Here is an 18695-nt window from a genome sequence, read left to right on the forward strand (position 1 = left end):
CCTGCGCGGCATCCGACGCCCTCCAAAGACGCCGGCCAGACCGATTTTGTGACAAATCGGTCGAACCTGTCACAAATCGGCGTCGCGGCGCGTCTGATGGGTGCCACAGTCGAGTGGACGAGACAGGAGCACGCATGGTCACGGAGGAAGGCCACCCCGACCTCGCTACGGAGATGTTCGTCAGATACCGCAATCTGCTCTTCACGGTCGCCTACGAGATGCTCGGCTCGGCGGCCGACGCCGAGGACGTCCTGCAGGAGACGTGGCTGCGCTGGGCGGAGGCCGACCTCGACGAGGTGCGTGACCCGCGGGCATACCTGATTCGGATCACCACCCGCCAGGCGCTCTCCCGCCTGCGGGCGCTCGCACGCCGTAGGGAGTTGTACATCGGACCTTGGTTGCCCGAGCCACTCCTGACCTCAGCAACGTTGGCCGACGACATCGAGCTGGCTGAAAGCATCTCGATGGCCATGTTGGTAGTCCTCGAGACCCTCAGCCCGACGGAGCGCGCCGTCTTCGTACTCCGCGAGGTGTTCGATGTCGGGTACGACGAGATCGCCGATGTTATCGGCAAGAGTCACGATGCAGTGAGGCAGATCGGCCATCGGGCGCGGTCGCATGTCGCCGCCCGTCGTCCGCGCCACGTCGGCCCCGTCGAGGCGCAGACCGTGGTCGAGGCTTTCCAGCGCGCCGTGGTAACCGGGGACGTGAACAGCCTTCTCGACGTCCTCGCGCCGGACGTCGTCGCGCTCAGCGACGGCGGCGGCGTTAAGCAGGCGTTGCCCAGGCCGATCGTGGGTGCCGACAAGGTGTCGCGTCTGTATGGCGCTGGCCTGAAGCACGCTGGCCCGGCCTTGTCGGCCGAACTGGTCGAGGTCAATGGCAGGCCGGCTCTGCTCATCCGCCTAGACGGAGAACTCGACGGCATCATGGCCTTCCGGATCGAAGACGGCCTCGTCAGCGGGCTCTACTATGTATGCAATCCCGAGAAGCTCTCGCGACTGGCGCAGGAGACGGCTGTCAGCCGCTGACCGCCGGTGGAGTTCGGGGCATTGAAGGTGGCATCCGATCATCCACGCCGACTATACGGTGGAAATGCTTACCGTTGGCTCGATCGTAATCCGTGTAGATGATCTGGAACGCCAGAAAGTCTTTTGGACTGCGGCTCTCGGCTATGTCGCTCGCGAGCCCCACGACCCCGACTTCGTGCTGCTCAAGCCACCATCGGGCATCGGGTCCAATATCTCCCTCGACAAGATGCGTTCCAAGCGCGTGCTGCCACCTCGTCTCCATCTCGACCTCTACGCCGATGACCAAGCAGCCGAGGTCGCCCGCCTCGAGGGGCTCGGCGCGATGCGCGTCGAGTGGAGCAAGCGGCCACCGGACGCCGACTACATCATCATGGAGGATCCCGAGGGCAACCGCTTCTGCGTCATCGACGGGAGGTGATCGGTATGAAACGAACCACCTGCCCGGGGCACGGCCACACGTAACACGTCGAGCTGCCCTCGGGCGCCGCCCTCATCGCCGACGCCGTGACGCGCTTCGCGTGTCGGTCACTGCATGTCCGCGCGATAGCCGCTCGTTCCGAACCACAGTTCGAGTCCCCCGTACCATCCGCCGCGCAATGTCACGTGTTCGGCGGACTCGCCGTCGAGGAAGTACTCGAGCTTCCTTCCCGTGGCCAGGCCACCGTACGGGTGCAGGTGAATCATTCGCGAAAGGTGGATGATCAGCGCGGGCCCACCTTTGAGTGCCGTGCTCTGGATGTGTGCGCGATGCGCGCCGAATTTCTCGGGGTCGACGTTGTAGCGCTCGTATTCGAGAGAGCCCTCCAGGGCGACGGTGAGCGGTTCGAGGAGGCGGTACCTTGCCGAGATGGCCATGGGCAGCATGCCTTGGATGGCCACCTTGGTGGTGGGCTGCCAATCGAAAGGCAGCAATGGGAAGACCATCGTGTTGCCGGGGCGGTAATTGACGGCGGCACCGGCGCCCAATGTCAGCGTGGGCGTGACCTCGAAGAGGGATATCAGCGATGCACTGAGGACCAGGTCGTCGCCGGTTGGTCCGCCCGAGGTGTCCGATGCGAAACCGATTCCGGGGGAGCCGATGAGGCTCCACCACTTCGTCACCCGCTGCATCACGGCGACGTTCAGCATCGCCGCGTGCAAGCCGTCGAATGGCAACTTGGTTGCGTTTTCCGGTGTCGCGTTGCGGCTGCCCATATCGATGTAGTGGTAGCGCAGACTCGGAAGGAGCATGGTCGCCCCATCGTTGAAGAACAACGGGTAGGCAAGCTCGGCACGCGCCACGCGGATGCTTCGATCCGACGCAGGGCCGCCGGGGGTCGCGTTCTCCACGGTCGACGGCTGATAGGCCTCGTACGAAATGCTGGCCATCTTCAAGGTCTGCGCGTGGACCGCCGGGGCAAGCGAAGTCAATGCCGTGAACAAGGCCACGGCGCCAAGGCGAAACACTGCGCGACTCCGTACGAATTTGGAGGGCGGCATCCATCATCCTTTCTACGGTCATCAAAAAGCGTATTCATGAACCGGGCACTCGTTCGGCGACGAGGCAGGGTCATGTCGTTGCGATGACTTGATGATGGGTCTTACGTCGTGGCGGTTGAACTGGGATCGGCGCAAGCCCGGGCCGCAAAAAAGCAAGGCCGTCGCCCGGCGTATACCGGTCGAACGGCCGAGCGATCCGGCCGGTAAAATTTGCCTTCGCGAGGTCAATCCCAGGTCATCTCGCGCTTCGCGACCTTGCTGCTGAACTCGAGCGAAATCTTGAGTCCGAGCTGCGGGTAGCGCTTTTCCATGGCGGCGATCAGCGCCTCGGAATTCCGCGCGTTCGAGGTTTCTTCGTCGAATGCCTTGACATAATCGCGCGTGAAGCGCACCGAGCTCAAATCGAATTTGCTGCCTTCCAGATAATGTCCGGGGACGACGGTGCTCGGGGCGAGTTGCTCGATTCGGTCCAGGAGAGCGAGCCAGTTCGCCCTTGCCCCCGGAGCCTCCGTGTCCGTCATCCACACGTGGACACCGCTGAAGACGACCACCCCGCCCACCACGGCCTTCAACGAGGGAATCCACACGCACGTGCGGTCCGGCGCAGGCCCATCGAGACCGAGCACCTGGAGCTCGTGGTCTTCCAATGAGATGCTATTTCCTTCGAGCACCTCCGGGACCACGATGCGCGTAGGGGCGTCCTCTTTCAGGATTGGCCCCCAGTGAGAGAACTTGTGCTTTTCCGTGGCCCTAATGCGCTCGACCGTAGGCCGGGTGGCGACGATCTTGGCGGCTGGAAAGGCGTCCTGCAGAACGTCGAGGCCAAAATAGTAATCGGGATCGGGTTGGCTGATGTAAATGGTCGTGAGCCTTTTTTGCGACGATTGGATGACCCCGACGAGCGCGAGCGCGTCCTTTCGAGCAAACTGCGCGTCCACGAGCACCGCGTCGTGGCGGCCGTGCACGATGACGGAACTCACGGGAAACATGGCCTTGTCACCGGGGTTGTAGGGAACGATGGAAAGCGAAGACGAATCGGGCTTATGCATGGCTGAACCTCGCATGGAGAGAAGGACGAGGCGCATCATGGGGCGCCGTCCGGCAAGGCGAAACGCGCCCATCGAGAACTCAGAGTAAAGTAAGAGTTGACGATGAAAGCACCGAACGGTCGCGAGATGAACATGAATCGCCTGGCGGTATTTGCGGCCATCGTGCGCGCCGGTTCGTTCACGGCGGCAGGACGCGACGTGGGGCTGACCAAAGCGATGGTCAGCCAACACCTGGCGCGCCTGGAAGAGGAGCTCGGGGTCTCCTTGATGGTCCGCACCAGCCGCAGGATGGCTCTGACCGAAGCTGGATCGACCTTTCACGCCGATTGCGTGCGCATCCTCGCGGAGACAGAAGCCGCCATCGAGCGGGTCGCGCGCGATCGTCAAACTCCGGCGGGCACGCTCCGGCTCACGAGTACGACGGATTACGGCGTAACCGTTCTTGCGCCGGCCTTGGCGGAGTTCATACGCCGATATCCAAAGTTGCACGTCGACTTGGTGCTCGGCGACGAGATCCGTGACTTGGTGGCCGAGCGTTTCGATCTGTCCATTCGGGTCGGATGGTTGCGTGACTCGAGCGCGCATGCGATGCGCCTGGCCAAGTGTCGCCGATGGATCGTCGCATCTCCGCAGTACCTCGCGGAGCGTGGCACGCCGCGGACACCGATCGATCTCACGGCCCACGACTGGATTGCGGCGCCGCTGCTTCCGACCCCATCACGTTTGACGTTCCTGGGCAAAGACGGAAGTCACGCCATCGTACGCGTGCGCCCGGTGGCGCAGGCCAACAGCGCCAGCGCCATTCGTGAGTTGGTCTTGAACCGCGCCGGTATCTCCGCCCTCCCCGAGTATCTCGTCGCCGACGACGTGCGCGCGGGGCGATTGGTCGTGCTGTTCGCCCCCGACCATCGCTTGCGCGCAGGCGGCGTCTACGCCGTGTACCCGAGCCAGCGGGCGCCGGCCAAGGTGCGGCTTTTCATCGACTACCTGCGCGTGCGTCTGGCGCCGAGGGCTCAGTACCTCAAGCCGAGCCCCTAGGCCGCGGCGGGCCGAAATGAACTTTCGCGACGATGCGGAAGGTCCCGGGATGTATACTCTTGCTTACTCCGTCAGTATTTCAGACCGAAGCCATACGGGAACAACGGATCGTAGCTGGCGTCGCCGCGATGGCTCGGCAGCTGGGCGGCGGATTTGGGCCAGGAGATGGGCAACTTGCCGGTGAAGTTGCGGCGGCCGAAGAGGACGTCGGTGACGCCTTGGCCCTCGGTGCCGGGGAGCCAGGCGGCGACCAACGCGGTCATCTTCGGGAGGCGATCGGTCACGATCATGGGGCGGCCGGAAACGACGACGACGACGCACTTCGTGGCGCCGCAGACGGTATCGACGGCGCTTTGATCGGCGGCGCTCAGGGGAAGGTCGCGGCGGTCGCCGATGCCCTCGGCGTAAGGGGTTTCGCCGACGACGACGATGCCGACGTCGTAGCCTGCGCTGGCCTGTTCGGTCGTGGGGGCCACGGCGAAGTCGACGGTGCTGTCCGCGTCCACGGCGGCGCGTACGCCCTCCAGGATGGTCGTCCCGACGGTTTTGCGCCCGCTGCTTCCTTGCCAGGTGAGCGTCCATCCGCCGGTTTGATTGCCCAGATCGTCGGCGTTGCTGCCGGCGACGAGGATTTTCGTCCCCCGGTGGTGGAGCGGCAAGACGTGCTGCGCATTCTTCAAGAGAACCAGGGATTCGCGCACGGCCCTGCGGGCCAGCGCGCGGTGCGCTTTGCCGCCGAAGCTGCCCTCGAAGCGTGTGTCGGAGTAGGGGTGCTCGAAAAGCCCGAAGCGGAATTTCTCACGCAGGATGCGCGCGACGGCATCGTCGATGCGCGACGCGGGCACGTTGCCCGCGGCGACTTCGGCCTCCAATGTCGTGATGAATCGTTTGTAATCGAAGGGAACCATGACCATGTCCACGCCGGCGTTGATCGCGGTGCGGACCGACGTGGGGTAGTCCGGCGAGATTTGGTCGATGCCGGCATAGTCGGAAATGACGAATCCCTTGAAGCCGAGTTCCTTCTTCAAGACATCGGTGACCAAGTATTGGTGGCCGTGCAGCTTGACCCCCTTCCAGCTGGAGAACGAGGTCATCACCGTGGAGACGCCGCGGGCAATGGCCGCCTTGAACGGCTCCAAATGGACGGCGCGCAATTCGGCCTCGGTCATGCGCGCGTCGCCTTGATCCAAGAGGTAATTCCCGTGCGTGCTGCTGCCGAATGCGGTGCCGCCGTCGCCCACGTAATGCTTGGCCGTGGCGAGAATGCTGCCGGGCCATCCTGGAATCGTTTGATATCCGTCGATGATGGACGAAAGCGACGTGGCGATCTCCGGCTCCTCGCCGAAGCTTTCGTACGTGCGCCCCCAGCGCTCGTCGCGCACCACGCAGACGCAGGGACTGAAGGTCCAGTGCACGCCGGTGGCGGCCACTTCTTCCGCGGTGGCCCGCCCAATGAGACGCGCCAGCAGCGGATTGCGCGTGGCGCCGAGGCCGATGTTGTGCGGGAAAACGGTTGCACCATACAACTTGTTGTGCCCGTGCACGGCGTCGATGCCGAAGACCATGGGGATGCCCAAGCGGGTGCCCGTGGCGAGCTTCTGGAAATCGTCGATCATCGTGCGCCAGCCGAGCGGCGTGTTGCTGGCAGGAGTGCTCGAACCGCCGGCGAAGATGCTGCCCAATCCATAGTCGCGAATGTCGGTCACCGCCCCACCGCGCGAAGGCTCGAAGGCCAATCGCTCGGCTTGGGTCATCTGGCCGATTTTTTCCTTTAGCGTCATACGCGCCAACAGGTCGCGCACGCGTGCGTCCACACCACCGACATGAACGCCGATCGTGAGGTTGTCGCTCGGGGCAGTGGCGGCCTGATCTTCCAAGGCGCCGTCTTCTCCCGAATCCTCGGCGAGGAGCGCGTCCTCGGTCGCGCCAAGGTCGGACGAATCCGACTGTGAGGGCGATTCCGAATCACAGGCTACGAGCGATGCCAGCGTGGCCGCGGCCACGAAGATGCTGCGGGTGACGTTGCGCATGGGACAATCCTCCGGAAAGCAGTACGGCGATCATCATTGCATGACACCGGTTACCATTCCGTGTCAAACGGAATGGATTTGGTAGGGTGTTTCCCATGCTCCGATCCCTTAAGCTGCTCGCCGCCGCCGCACTCCTCGTCCCCGCCACATTTGCCAGCAATGCGGCGGCCGAATCCGCACAAGGGGATGCCGACGACGAGGTCGCACTCGCCGATGCCGCAGCGCAGTGCGAATTCACACCAACACCGGAAAATCCGGCGGCCAAGCCCGTTTCCGTGCCCTCTTCGTCGGCCCGGGCGAAAGGCACGGTCGATATCGGATTTTGGACGAACTACGGATGGTTCGTCGTTCGTATGGATCGCGCGAATGCACCGTGTGGCGTGCACAACTTCGTGCACCTGACGCGGAGCTGGTTTTACAACGACACCCAGTGCTTCCGGCTGACCAATTCACCGCGGCTCGGCGTGCTGCAGTGTGGGGATATTTATCGACAAGAAGAGGGCGGGCCCGGGTACAAATTTCCCGACGAGGTGACCGGCAAGGAGACGTACCCGCGCGGTACCGTCGCCATGGGCAACCAAGGGCCCGGCACCAACGGGAGTGAATTCTTCATCGTGCACTCCCACGCCAACATCGCGCCAAATTACACCGTGCTCGGTCACGTCATCGTCGGCATGGATACGCTCGACCGGATCGTCGCTGCGGGGATCCAGGATCCGGATTTGGACGGCCCGCCCAAGTACCCCGTGCGCATTCATTTCGTCACGACACTCGGGCAACGCCCGTAGAGCTGTTCGGGCGTTCTGCAGCGGCTCGTCGGATAGCCGCTGCTGTGGACACCCGGTTCGATGATCCATGGATCAAGGCAATGGACGCGGCGGAAAGGGCATTTCGGTAAGCGCGGGATCGGCGCCAGGCACATACACGGCGCCACACGTGAGCCGGTGAATCGACGTCCAGGGTCTGGCGCGATCGCTGCATTGAAACGCTTGCGTGAGTCCGACAGCGATCCCTGAAGACCCTCTCGAGGTCACCCAGACAACCGCACCGGCCTTTCTCGAGTTGGGCGGAAAGTCGCTTCCCATCGCGCGACCACCGCGGCCAAGGCAAGCACCGAACACGATCCCCGCGGCCGCCCCGACGGCGCCGGATTCGCGCGAGTTGCCGGACTCCCGCGAGGATCCCGGTGCATCGGGCAAGATACGCGTGCAGGGCAAAAGCGCTCCGCCGCTGCCACCGCGCAAAGGCCTCATGCCCCTTCCGCGGGTTTCGGCGCCGCCAGCCCCGCCCTCTCCTCCGCCGGCGCTCGCGCCCTCGGTGGTCATCGACGACTCCAGCGACGACCTGATCGATCCCGGCGACGACGAGAATGCGACCATCCCGCTGCCGATGGAGGCGGTGCGGCAGCAACTCGGCTCGCGCCCCTCGTGGCCTCCGCTCCCGCCGCTGCCCGCACTCCCCGTGACGTCGCCGAACATGGCCCGGGATGCCACCCCCATCCCGCCGCCGGCACCGGGGAGCCCGAGGCCGCCCTCGTTCGGGGGGAGCATCACCATGGTGGGGCCGCCGAGGCCTGCGCGACGGCCGCCGCCCGCGCAAGCCGGCTTCGCGACACCGGTCCCGCATCCGTACCTGCCCCCGCCACCGCCGCCGTCGTCCATGCCGATGCCGATGCCACCGCCGGTGGTGCATCCGATCGACCTCGAGTCGATGACCGCGCCGGCGCGTTACCGACAGCCGATGGCGACCGTGCGCCGTGAGCCCCTCGGGGCACGCGCCGGTGCACCGACGCTCGGGCGCATCGGGCGAGCCCTGACCGACGCGCTCTCGCATCCGGTGCTGCGTTCGCGCGGCGCGTGTGCAGCCCTCGGCGTGCTCGCGGGCATTTCGATTGCGGTGCTGTACAGCGAAATGACCCAGCCGGACCTCACGGGCATCCGGCCCGAAGTGCTCCAGCAATACCTGGCAGCCACGGCCGCCGCCGCTCCGCCGCCCGCCCCGGTGCCCAAGGCGGCGCCCAAGCCCATTCCGAAGGTGCCGCAGCACATTGGCGTGGTCATGCCAGAAGACGAGACCCCTGCCCCGTCGGCCGCTCCGCCGCGCTGAAGTTCAATGGACGTCGCCCTTGGTGGCGCACCCGAATTGAACCTCGATCTTCGCGTCCCCGGTGCGCTTGAGCGCACCGCAGGTGGAGGAGCATAGTTCGATGGTCTTGGGGTTCGACACATCGTCGTAGTGCCACCCTTCGCCTCTCGAGCAGTCTTTGTCGTACGTGAGCGGCTGCTTGCCTGCCCGCGACGTGATGACGACATTGACGGCCTTGCGGTCGAACGTCTTTCCTGCGGGAGTCGGTGGAATGGGGACGCTGCAGGAAATGGCCTGTCCGCGGATCCTCGCGAGGGCCTCGCCGAACGAGCGTTTCGTATTTTCCGGATTGTCGACGTCGACCATGATGGCCTGTCCGGTGCCGCCGCTTTTGGCAATTTCGTTGAGGCTGTCGAGGGTGGGAACATCAGAGCTCTGCACGCCGATGACGTACGTCTTGATACCGCCGCCCTTGGCCTCTTGCGCAACCGCCGCCGTGTTCTCGACGGTGCTCGCGGGGCTGCAGACGTCCGCGGGGTTTCCGTCGCTCACGAGCACGATGACCGTGGCTTCCTTCGTGTGACGCGTATCGGCCGCGATGGCGCGCGCTTGCGCCAGCGCACCCGACATGGCCGCGCGTGTGGGGGTAGAGCCACCGGGGGAAGTCTGGTCGAGTACGCGCGCAAAATCGGCGCCGTTGGGAAGTCTTCGCAACGGAACGTGGGGGCTCGAGTACGTCTCGTCTCGGCAGCAATCCTCGGCGGAAATGACCTCGCCAGACTCCGTCGTCCGGGTACCGCACGTGCCGTCGCTAGCGCCCTTGTCGGAGAAGAAGGTGAGCGATGCGTTCATGCCGCTCGACGCGGCATCCTCGAAAAACGATTTGGTGGCGGCGACCACCGGATTCCATTTCACGGCATGGAGGTCTTGGCCTTGCCCATCCTGCGACCAGCCCATGCTTGCGGACCGATCGAACATGAAAACGAGATTAACGCCGGTGAGCTTGCCCTCGGCGCCGGCGGCCGCGCAGCTGGGATCGGGATTACCCCCGCCACCACCACCAGACCCACCCCCCGAGCCGGTGCCAGCGTCCCCGAAACCGCCACCGCTGTTTCCGTGATCTCCGTGATCTCCGTGATCTCCATGGCTGCCGCCATCTTCTTCGCCACCGCCACGGAAAGCCGAATCGTTGCTGCCGCCACAGGCAGGTGCGATGAGGGCGATGAGGGATGCCACGGCGGCGAAAGGAGCAAGTCGACGTTGAATCATGGTTCGATTCCTCGGTTGGTTAATCGGGAAAGGTGACCGTCGACCTGCTCATGTCCACCGCGGGGCACCTTCGTGCCCCAATCGAACTGGCGGGCGTACTTTCGTCAGTTACGACTGATGAAGTCCTGAATCCAGGGGTTCACCTTGGAGACGACGCCGCTCGTCGACGTGTTGTTGCAATCGTAGGTGTCCACCGTGGAATGCACGCCATGAACGTACGTTTTGCCGTCGATGGTCACGAGGTCCGGTCCGCCACTATCACCTTCGCACGTGCCACCCTCCCGCGCGTCGAAATCGGCTTTGAGTCCGCTCGACCGGAAGGCTTTGACATCGTACGTCACATGGAGACGCTTGAGTGCCAAATTGCTGGAGCCGTGCGGCTCGCTCTCGGTGCGGCCGTAGCCGACGGCATCGAGGGTGTCGCCGACTTTGACGTTGTCCAGCTCCGGCGGCAGCGCGGGAATCACCTTCATGTTCCCGTCGCCGTCGTCGAACGAGACCATGCAAAAGTCGTAAGAGCTGCCGGCACTTCCCGTGTACGACGCGTGGGCGAGGTATTTCTTGACGGTGTAGACCTTGGCCGCGCGGAAATCGGCGCCAATGCGTACCTGCTTGGGCGGTGAGTCCGACTCACAACAGTGCGCCGCAGTCAGGACGTAACCGGTGTTGCCTTTGGTGGAGACAATCGTCCCCGTGCACAAGCTGCTGCCGGTATACGTTCCCACGACGCCATCGTGCGTATCCGGCGATCCGTGGATAATCGGCGATTGGACGCTTTCCGCAGCGCCTTCTTCGGGGGCCGTGAAATCCGCCCCACTGCAGCCGAATAGAAAGAGCCCTGTGCCAATGAGGGACATGGCGCGAACGACGACGCGATATTCGATCATGAGTACCTCGCTTTCGAGCGGGTGATTCGGTGTGGGTGCGCTCCGCAAGGACACTCGCAGCTCGCTCCGCGGCGGCCGCAACGATCACTCATCCGGATTCGCTTCGATTGGCACTAGCATGCCGTACTGTCGCGCTCACGAAAAATAAGCGCTCGACAGAAACGAATGGAGTGACTGGTATTATCAATTACTGAACTATGGAAGCCGCTGCGGCGCGGCACTTACTCTACCCGAGCCTCACGCACACGGTCGCAAGGATTCGTTCACTCTTTTCGCTTTCGTCGCAGGATTGTCACCGAAGTTCTGCACCGTCCGCGGCCCGGAGGCTCTTTGATGATGCCAATCTTTCGAACGACGGCCGGTCTGCTGACCGGTTCGTTTCTCGTACTTTCATTTGGATGCTCGGGCGATGACGGTGCCACCGGGGCGCCGGGTGGGCCGGGTGGACCCGGCAACGATGGGAAAAATGGAGCCAATGGGGGTGATGCGCCCCAGCCTCCGCCTGCAAATGCCGCGCGTTGGCTTTCCTTCGGCGATGTGGAGTTTCCACGTACGAACCTCGAAAAGCACAGTGTGCGCGCATCGGGGAAGGCCAATGTCGATGGGAAGGAAATCGCCATTGGGTATCAGCCCATTCTGCGTTCGGGTCAGGATCCGTCGCGGCCCGACAAGAAGTGTGACCTCGTGGCGAGCCCCTCGACGTGCGCCGGTGCGCAACTCGCCAAAGATGGCACCCTGCTGAAGGACGATGGCGGGGAGCCGATGGTCAGCAACCAGAATGACTTTTCGTCGCTTCTGGACGTCGGTGGAAACAAGTTCCTGGTGCACTCGTTCGAGTCGTACCCCGCCGCGCTGTATGTCACCAAGTTGACGCAGGCGGATACCGGTGCGCTCACCGCGACGGCGACCAAAGCGATCGATCTGTCGTCGATCGATGGGCTCTATCGCTCGTGCGCCGGGTCGATGACCCCGTGGGGAACGCATCTTTCGGGCGAGGAGGCGCAGGTCGATGCGCGGCCCGTGGATGCGGCAACGACGTGGGAGGCGCTGGGGAAGACCGGGCGCTGGGGCGAAATCAAGTTGATGGGGCGCTACCTGGGCCTCGATTTCACCGATGCCAATGGCGACGGCGCGCCCGATGCGAACGTGAGCGCATTTCAATCGGCGTATTCGTCGTACTTCCACGGGTATGCCGTCGAGGTGGCCCTCGATGCGAACGGCGCACCGGCGGTGAAGAAGCATTATGCGATGGGCCGGCTCGGAATGGAGCTGGCGTACGTGATGCCCGACAAGAAGACGGTGTTTCTCACCGACGACGTCACCAATGGCACCTTGCTGATGTTCGTCGCCGACAACGCGGGCGATCTGGGTGCGGGCAACCTGTATGCGATGCGCGTGTACCAGACGTCGCCGGCGGGCGGCACCTTCCACGCGGACATCGAATGGATTCCGCTGGGGCATGCGACGGACGCGGAGATCAGCGCGCTGATTCACCCGGCGAGCGGGCCGCGCATCAAGTTTCAAGACATCTTCGACACGGCCGACGTGCAAAGTGGCAATACCTGCGCCGACGGCTACACGCTCGTGCGGGCCAACGGGGACAACGAGAACCTGGAGTGCTTGAAGCTCAAAGCCGGCAAAGAGCTGGCCGCTTCGCGGCTCGAAACGCGGCGATACGCCGTGATCAAGGGTGCGACCGCGGAGCTCACCAAGGAAGAGGGGCTCACCTACGATCCCGATACGAATCGCATCTACATCGGATTGAGCGACATCACGTCGTCGATGGGCGCGCAGTCAGGCGGCAACGACCATATCAACGTGGCGCCGAACCGTTGCGGCGGGGTGTTTGCGCTCGACGTGGGACCCTGGGTCGATGCCAATGGCTCCAAGGTGACCGAGTATGCGGCACTCAATTGGTATCCGCTCATCGCCGGCTCGGAAACGGCGTATCCGGTGAGCAGCGCGTACACGGGCAATACGTGCGCGGTGAGCGGGCTCGCCAGTCCGGACAACGTGACGTACCTTCCGGGCTACAAGGTGCTCATCATCGGCGAGGACACCGGGCGCCATCAAAATGACGCACTCTGGGCGTACCACGTGCCCTCGGGCAAACTGACCCGCGTGCTCACCACGCCGTACGGCTCGGAGGTGACGTCGCCGTACTGGGTGCCGAACTTCGGCAATCACGGATATCTCATTACCTCCGTCCAGCACCCCTATGGTGAAAGCGACTCGGCCCGCGCCAAGGACACCGAGGCCACGGGAACGGCAAGCTGGATCGGCGTCGTCGGCCCCTTCCCCTCGCTGCAACCGTAATCGCATGTCGCTCAAGGTTTACGCGCTGGGGCTCGTGGCTCTCGTCGCCCTTGGGGGGTGCCGGGAGTCTCGGCGCGTGCACCTCGTGGAGCATGTGGAGGCGGCGCCGAGTGGTACGCCGTACATACCGCCGCAGTGCTACACGAAGACGCAGGATGAAACCGGGCGCGTGCACAATCCGTGCTTCACGTGCCATGCGGATTCGGCACCACCGAATTACGTGGCCGATGGCTCGTTGCAACTCGCCTACGAGTTCGCGCCTCCGTCGCGTGTGAATCCGTGGACCAATCTTTTCGTCGATCGCACGGCCGCCGTGGCGGAGATTTCCGACGAGTGGATCACGAACTACGTGCGCCAGGACAACTACCGCACCGTGGCGCGCGGGACCGCGGTGGGCTGGCGACCCGATATCGCCTTTCAATTCGATGACGATGGGTTCGATCGCGCGGCCGATGGTCAGCCCACGGGGTGGCGCGCCTATGCCTATTACCCATTGCCGGGTAGTTTTTGGCCGACCAATGGGTCCTTTGGCGATGCCTTGATTCGGTTGCCCGCGGCGTTTCGTGAACATCGCGACGGACGCTTCGATCGAGGTGTCTACACCGTGAATCTCGCGATTCTCGAAGCGTTGATCGCGCGGCACGACGTGCCCATTGCCCCGAGCGACGAGGGTGCGCTCGGGCAGGACTTGGACGGCGACGGCACCCTCGGGGAGGCGCGGGTGGTGCGGTATCGCTGGAAGCCCGGCGGCGGAGGCATGGCCTGGGTCGGGCGTGCGGCGGTGTTGCAGGGTGAGGGCAGCGTGCACCTCGCCGCGGGGCTGTTTCCCGAGGGCACGGAGTTCGCGCACTCGCTGCGCTACCTCGATGTCGAGAATGGCCGGGTGCGCATGGCGCCGCGCATGAAAGAGCTCCGCTATATGGTGAAGCGCCGCTGGATGACCTACGGCGAATTCGAGCAGCAAGCCGCCGCCGAGGCGTCGGAAAAGACGCAATCGCCGCACAAGACGCGCGCGATGGTGGCCGACGGCGAGGGCGGAATCGGCAGCGGCGCAGGGTGGCGCCTGCAAGGCTTCATCGAGGATGCCGGCGGCGCGCTTCGCACGCAGACCGTCGAGGAGCACGCCTTCTGCATCGGTTGCCACTCGGGGATCGGTGTGACCGACGACAGCGTCATCTCGTTCGGGCGCAAGCTTCCCGCCGCGAGCTTTCAGCGCGGTTGGTTCCATCCGACGCAGCGCGGTCTCGAAGGACTCCACGAGCCCACCCGTGCCGATGGCCGCGGCGAGTACACCTCGTACCTGGAGTGGAACGGCGCCGGCGACGAGCTTCGCGCCAACGACGAGGTGCTCACGCGCTTCTTCGACGGCAACGGCCAGCTCGAACCCGCCATGGCCGCGCGCGCCAGCTCCGATGTGAGCGTGCTCCTCCTGCCGAGCTCCGCGCGCGCCCTGCGCCTGGACAAGGCGTATCGCGTCATCGTGCACGAGCAGAGCTTTGCCCGCGGACGCGACGCGACGGTCGCCCCTGCCCTCCACGTGCACCGCGCACTGCCCGAGGGCGATCCGCCGACGGGAATCGCCGAAGCCCGCCTCGACCGACGCCGCACGGCGCGAGCAGGCAAGTAGCTTGACAGAACACCTCGGCGTGCGTTTCCGTTTCGACCATGGCCCTATCGATGCGTTTTGCCTCGTGCCTCGCGGTCTACCTCCTGGCGTCACCCGCCCACCAAATCGACATTCCGCCGCGCACCCAATGGCCCAACGGCCACGGGTATTGCGGTGAGACATCGATTCAGTCCATCGCACTGCATTATGGCTCGTGGATCTCGCAAAAGGTGGTGCGCAAGGTGGCGGGCGGCGAGGTCCTGCTCGGGGTCAACGAATCGAAAACGCTCGACCGCCTCCATTTCGAGTACACGAACTGGGATTACGAGAAACCGAAGCCGCAGTTCGAGGCATTCTCCGTTTGGCTCAAGTCGCATGTGAGTCAAGGTCACCCCGCCATCTTCGCGGTGTACCTAACGGACGGCACCGACGACCCCGACTACGACCACATCGTGCCGGCGGTGGGCATCGAGTACGCGCGCGCGTCGACGTACGATCCGGCGGACACGCTCTGGTTCAATTCCAACTTCGGAGATCGATTGCACCGCACCATGGGCACGCTCTCCGCGACGCGGAAGAAGTGTACCTACGACTCGTCCGCGGGCGGCTGCATCCCGAAGAACGTCGATTACGGCACGGCGGTGACCGGAATCGTGGACGAACGTGCGGCGACGTTGCCCGTTCGATTGTCCGTGGATCGCAAGGACGAGCCCAATGTTTCCACGGGGGAGTCGCCGGTCCAACTCCATGCGACGGTGACCGCATCCGGGCTCACACCGGGCCGCCGTTACGCGCTATTGCGTTATGACGACTACAAAGACGTTCCCACGGATGCCACGGCCGCTGGCTTCCTCGCGTCGAACCACGCCGCGCGCGTCGATTTCACCGCGACGGGCGCCGAGTGGACGCATTCGGATGCGTTCATGTCGGACGGCATCGCGTATTACCGTTGCGTGCCGCTGTAGCGCGAGGTCATGGCGCGGGCGATGCCTCCGCGAGGCGCTCCAAGCGGGTGCCCATCGATTCGTACGCAGGATTCGCCCTCGGCGCCTCGAAGAGCCCCGATGCAAGCGGTAAGTCCATCCGGATCGGGTCGCACATCATCACGCGGATCTCACGGCGGCCGCGCCCGGGCATGCCCGCGTGCAACAATTGCAAATTGTCGAAGATGAGGACGTCGCCCCTCTTCCAGGTAAAGACCGACGTGTGCCGCCAAATCGCCGCGGCGAGCGTCTCGACGTCTTCCGGCGTGAGCCGCTCGGCGATCCGTCCCGTGGAGGCCGCAGGGCCGTTCGCTGCCGCATGTTTGCCGAACACGCGTCCCGCCAGCGCGGCCATGCCACCGACCAGGACCTGGAGCGCGAGGCGCCACGACTCGAGCGCCGGCAGCAGCGCAGCCACCGCGGGGTAACGCCAGCCGAGGCGCGGCAGGGCCCATCGAAGGCCGCGATAGCTCGGCGCGATCAACCGTCGAAGTGCCGCGTCGAGGCCTTTGATCTCGGACGAAAAATTGATCTGGAGAGCGAGCCGCCCCGTGCACCAATGCTTGTATACCGCAGGCTTGTGGACGAGCACCGAATCGCCCTTCACCTCGAGCCCGGCCTCGAGGCAAAACGCCTTCACGGCGTCCACCGACAGCCGATAGCGCGCGGCCACGGTCGACAGCGGAAGGATTCCCGCGAGCACCCTCTCCCCTTCGAACTTTTGCTTCAGCGCATCCGGCAGATCGGCATACATATGTGTACTCTGCACGAGCGCGGTCTCTCCGCCGAGGGAGGGCGGCTCTTTGCACCAAAAGCTCTGAACCGCAGGGACGTCGGTCGAATAGAAATTCTCACTATGAAATCCACCGAGATGGAGGCCGCCGCCCGTCTTGTAGAATGAATTCGTATTGAAGACCGCGCGGGTACCCGCGATCTTGTCTCGGCCGGGCTCGCTCATGAAGTAGCCCGACATCGGCCGTGTGGCATCGAGGCTCGTCACGATGCCCTCGAAGTCCTCATCGCGCTGGACGTCGAATCCGCGCAGCAGAATCGCGCCGTGCTCGTACATCGTGTCCTTGAGCGCAGCCGAATGGGTGACCAGGAATTCGCGCAAGGTTCGGACGTCGCGAAATCGATGGGCCTCGATGACCACCGGCAAGAGGGTCTCGCCGCTGGCGTACGGCCTCTCCCTAGCGTCCACGGCGCGTGTCGTCACGCCTTGCCACTCGGGCAACGCGGAAGAACCTGCATTCATCGTACGGTCACCTCTCTCGGTCGCAAAGCCGATTCGTGCCGGGGCCGGTATTCGAACAATTGCCCGCCGTCGGCCTTGAGGACCCTATCGGCCAAATGGAAATAGTGCTCATCGTGCGTAATGGCAAATACGGTCTTACCGACGGCTTTGAAGAGCGGCAGCAGCTCCATGTAGAAGATGCGCCGAAAAACGGGGTCTTGGTCGGCGGCCCACTCGTCCAAGACGAGGATGGGGCGATCTTCCATGACGGCAAGCAAGAGCGCGAGGCGTTTGCGCTGCCCGAAGGAAAATCGTGTATCCGACAGGGCGCCGCCTTCGAGGCTCACTTTGTGGGTCATGTCCAACGTCTCGAGCCATTCGAGGATCTCGGCTTCGTTCGCGTTCGCGCCGCCCGGTCCGAGCACGTGGCGAAACAGATGAAAGTCGGAAAAGACGCTGGCGAACAGCCGGCGAAACGAAGGCATCTGCGTATCGCCAATGACCGCGGCATCCATGCGAATTCGCCCGCTGCGCGGCCGGTAAAGCCCGGTGAGCAGGCGCGCGATGGTCGATTTGCCGCTCCCGTTCCCACCCACGAGAAATACGACTTCGCCCCGCCGCAGGGTCAAATCGATGGGGCCCACGTGAAAGCCTTCGCCGGCGCCCGGGTAGCGGAAGGTGAGCGCCTCCAGGGACAACGTGCTCCAATCCGACGGAAGCGACGCGCCGGCAGGCTCGAACGCCGGCTGGTACTCCGCGAGCTCCAGCGCGTGCACCTTGTTCAGCGAGACGCCTGCATTCACCAGGACGGGAATCGTATGGGCGACGTCCGTGAGGGGGCCGCGCAGGAACAGGATGGTGAGCGCATACGTGGCCGCAACCCCCGTGCTCGCCCAGCCGAAACCGTGCGCCAGGAAGAAGGACAAGCCGATGGCGCCGAGCACCATGGCATTGATCCAGGCATCGTTGAAGCCATTGAGGATGCTCGCACGCGTGGTCTGATCGCGATTGCGGAGGGCATTCGGCTCGAACTCGCGCTCGTAGACGAAGCGGGCGCGCTCCCGGTTCAAGGCGAGCTCCTTGCGGCCTTCGATGACCGCTTGGTAATCGGCATAGAGCCCGTCCTCCGATTCGCGCATGGCGCGGGCGTGGCGGTAGGTGCGGGTCAGCACGGCGACGCTCACCACGGCCACCAGGGCGATCCACCCCGCGGTGGCGAGAAACAGCCGCGGGGACAGCCATGCCAAATAGCCGAAACCACAAATGCTGAGCGTGGCGCCGTACGCGGCCGCAGGAAATGCAATCAGCGCAGTGGTGATATGCCCGGTGTCGCTGCTCAAGCTGGCCAGAATGCGCGCCGAGCCCAGGGCCTCGAGGCGCTCGATGTCGGTGTCGAGCACGCGCTTCACCAGTGTGCGGCGCAACTCGTACATGGATCGCTGGGCGAGGCGGACCATGGTGGCGTGTGCGGCCACGGTGAAGGCGAACAGCGCGAGCAGCAGGCCGGCATAGTGCACCAGCGCGGGCCCGAGGGCGGGCGGCGCGGTCAGAAGCCGCCCGTTGATGAAGGCGATGGTCAGAACGCTGAGCCCGGAGCTCGCGATGCTGAACGCCAGAACCAACACGATGGTACGGCGGCTTTGGCGAAACATCGAACGAAGCAGGTTCACGGAAGGTCTCCTGGTGGG

General features: G+C 64.3%; 15 protein-coding genes. 8 read left to right on the forward strand and 7 right to left on the reverse strand.

What is annotated here, in order from left to right; genetic code table 11:
* Window positions 1-134 precede the first annotated feature (134 nt).
* Both LVJ94_32385 and LVJ94_32390 read left to right on the forward strand, forming a co-directional pair.
* The gene (locus tag LVJ94_32385; protein ID WXB01606.1) at window positions 135-1031 is read left to right on the forward strand and encodes an RNA polymerase sigma-70 factor; all 897 of its coding nucleotides are present in this window, start codon (window positions 135-137) and stop codon (window positions 1029-1031) included.
* Window positions 1032-1095: 64 nt separating this feature from the next.
* Complete coding sequence (locus tag LVJ94_32390) at window positions 1096-1449, forward strand: hypothetical protein (GenBank protein ID WXB01607.1); 354 nt, start codon at window positions 1096-1098, stop codon at window positions 1447-1449.
* A 107-nt stretch (window positions 1450-1556) separates the two neighbouring features.
* Here LVJ94_32390 and LVJ94_32395 read toward each other — a convergent pair whose 3' ends face one another.
* Window positions 1557-2477: a DUF6268 family outer membrane beta-barrel protein gene (locus LVJ94_32395; GenBank protein ID WXB01608.1), complete on the reverse strand. Its 921-nt coding sequence runs from the start codon at window positions 2475-2477 to the stop codon at window positions 1557-1559.
* A gap of 257 nt (window positions 2478-2734) precedes the next feature.
* Window positions 2735-3559: an MBL fold metallo-hydrolase gene (locus LVJ94_32400; GenBank protein ID WXB01609.1), complete on the reverse strand. Its 825-nt coding sequence runs from the start codon at window positions 3557-3559 to the stop codon at window positions 2735-2737.
* 102 nt (window positions 3560-3661) lie between these two features.
* Between LVJ94_32400 and LVJ94_32405 the strand changes: the two genes are divergently transcribed.
* Complete coding sequence (locus LVJ94_32405; GenBank protein ID WXB01610.1) at window positions 3662-4597, forward strand: LysR family transcriptional regulator; 936 nt, start codon at window positions 3662-3664, stop codon at window positions 4595-4597.
* A gap of 71 nt (window positions 4598-4668) precedes the next feature.
* On the opposite strand, the gene LVJ94_32410 is transcribed toward LVJ94_32405, so the two are convergent.
* On the reverse strand, window positions 4669-6627 hold the full coding sequence (locus LVJ94_32410) for a glycoside hydrolase family 3 protein (GenBank protein ID WXB01611.1): 1959 nt from the start codon (window positions 6625-6627) through the stop codon (window positions 4669-4671).
* Window positions 6628-6722: 95 nt separating this feature from the next.
* Between LVJ94_32410 and LVJ94_32415 the strand changes: the two genes are divergently transcribed.
* Window positions 6723-7415, forward strand: coding sequence for a peptidylprolyl isomerase (locus tag LVJ94_32415; protein ID WXB01612.1), 693 nt, complete (start codon window positions 6723-6725; stop codon window positions 7413-7415).
* Window positions 7416-7620: 205 nt separating this feature from the next.
* The gene (locus LVJ94_32420) at window positions 7621-8733 is read left to right on the forward strand and encodes a hypothetical protein (GenBank protein WXB01613.1); all 1113 of its coding nucleotides are present in this window, start codon (window positions 7621-7623) and stop codon (window positions 8731-8733) included.
* 3 nt (window positions 8734-8736) lie between these two features.
* Here the strand turns inward: LVJ94_32420 and LVJ94_32425 are convergent, their stop codons facing one another.
* Together LVJ94_32425 and LVJ94_32430 are read right to left on the reverse strand one after the other, a co-directional pair.
* Window positions 8737-9981 (reverse strand): VWA domain-containing protein, encoded by a 1245-nt coding sequence (locus LVJ94_32425; GenBank protein WXB01614.1) that lies wholly within the window; start codon window positions 9979-9981, stop codon window positions 8737-8739.
* Between the two features lie 104 nt (window positions 9982-10085).
* A complete protein-coding gene (locus LVJ94_32430; GenBank protein WXB01615.1) occupies window positions 10086-10868 on the reverse strand; it encodes a trypsin-like serine protease in 783 nt (260 codons plus the stop codon).
* Between the two features lie 333 nt (window positions 10869-11201).
* Between LVJ94_32430 and LVJ94_32435 the strand changes: the two genes are divergently transcribed.
* The 3 genes from LVJ94_32435 to LVJ94_32445 are packed head-to-tail and all read left to right on the forward strand — an operon-like array spanning window position 11202 to window position 15755.
* Window positions 11202-13184, forward strand: a complete 1983-nt coding sequence (locus LVJ94_32435; protein ID WXB01616.1) for a DUF839 domain-containing protein — start codon at window positions 11202-11204, stop codon at window positions 13182-13184.
* Between the two features lie 4 nt (window positions 13185-13188).
* Complete coding sequence (locus tag LVJ94_32440) at window positions 13189-14811, forward strand: hypothetical protein (GenBank protein WXB01617.1); 1623 nt, start codon at window positions 13189-13191, stop codon at window positions 14809-14811.
* Window positions 14812-14849: 38 nt separating this feature from the next.
* Entirely contained in the window at window positions 14850-15755 is a 906-nt protein-coding gene (locus LVJ94_32445; protein WXB01618.1) for a hypothetical protein, read from the forward strand.
* 7 nt (window positions 15756-15762) lie between these two features.
* Here the strand turns inward: LVJ94_32445 and LVJ94_32450 are convergent, their stop codons facing one another.
* Complete coding sequence (locus LVJ94_32450; protein ID WXB01619.1) at window positions 15763-17028, reverse strand: TauD/TfdA family dioxygenase; 1266 nt, start codon at window positions 17026-17028, stop codon at window positions 15763-15765.
* Window positions 17025-18677 carry a multidrug ABC transporter permease/ATP-binding protein gene (locus LVJ94_32455; protein ID WXB01620.1) on the reverse strand — a complete coding sequence of 551 codons (1653 nt, stop codon included), beginning with the start codon at window positions 18675-18677 and terminating at the stop codon, window positions 17025-17027. The genes LVJ94_32450 and LVJ94_32455 overlap by 4 nt, the downstream gene beginning before the upstream one ends.
* Window positions 18678-18695 lie beyond the last annotated feature (18 nt).

Source organism: Sorangiineae bacterium MSr11367, assembly GCA_037157805.1.
Classification (GTDB): Bacteria; Myxococcota_A; Polyangia; order Polyangiales; family Polyangiaceae; genus Pendulispora; species Pendulispora rubella.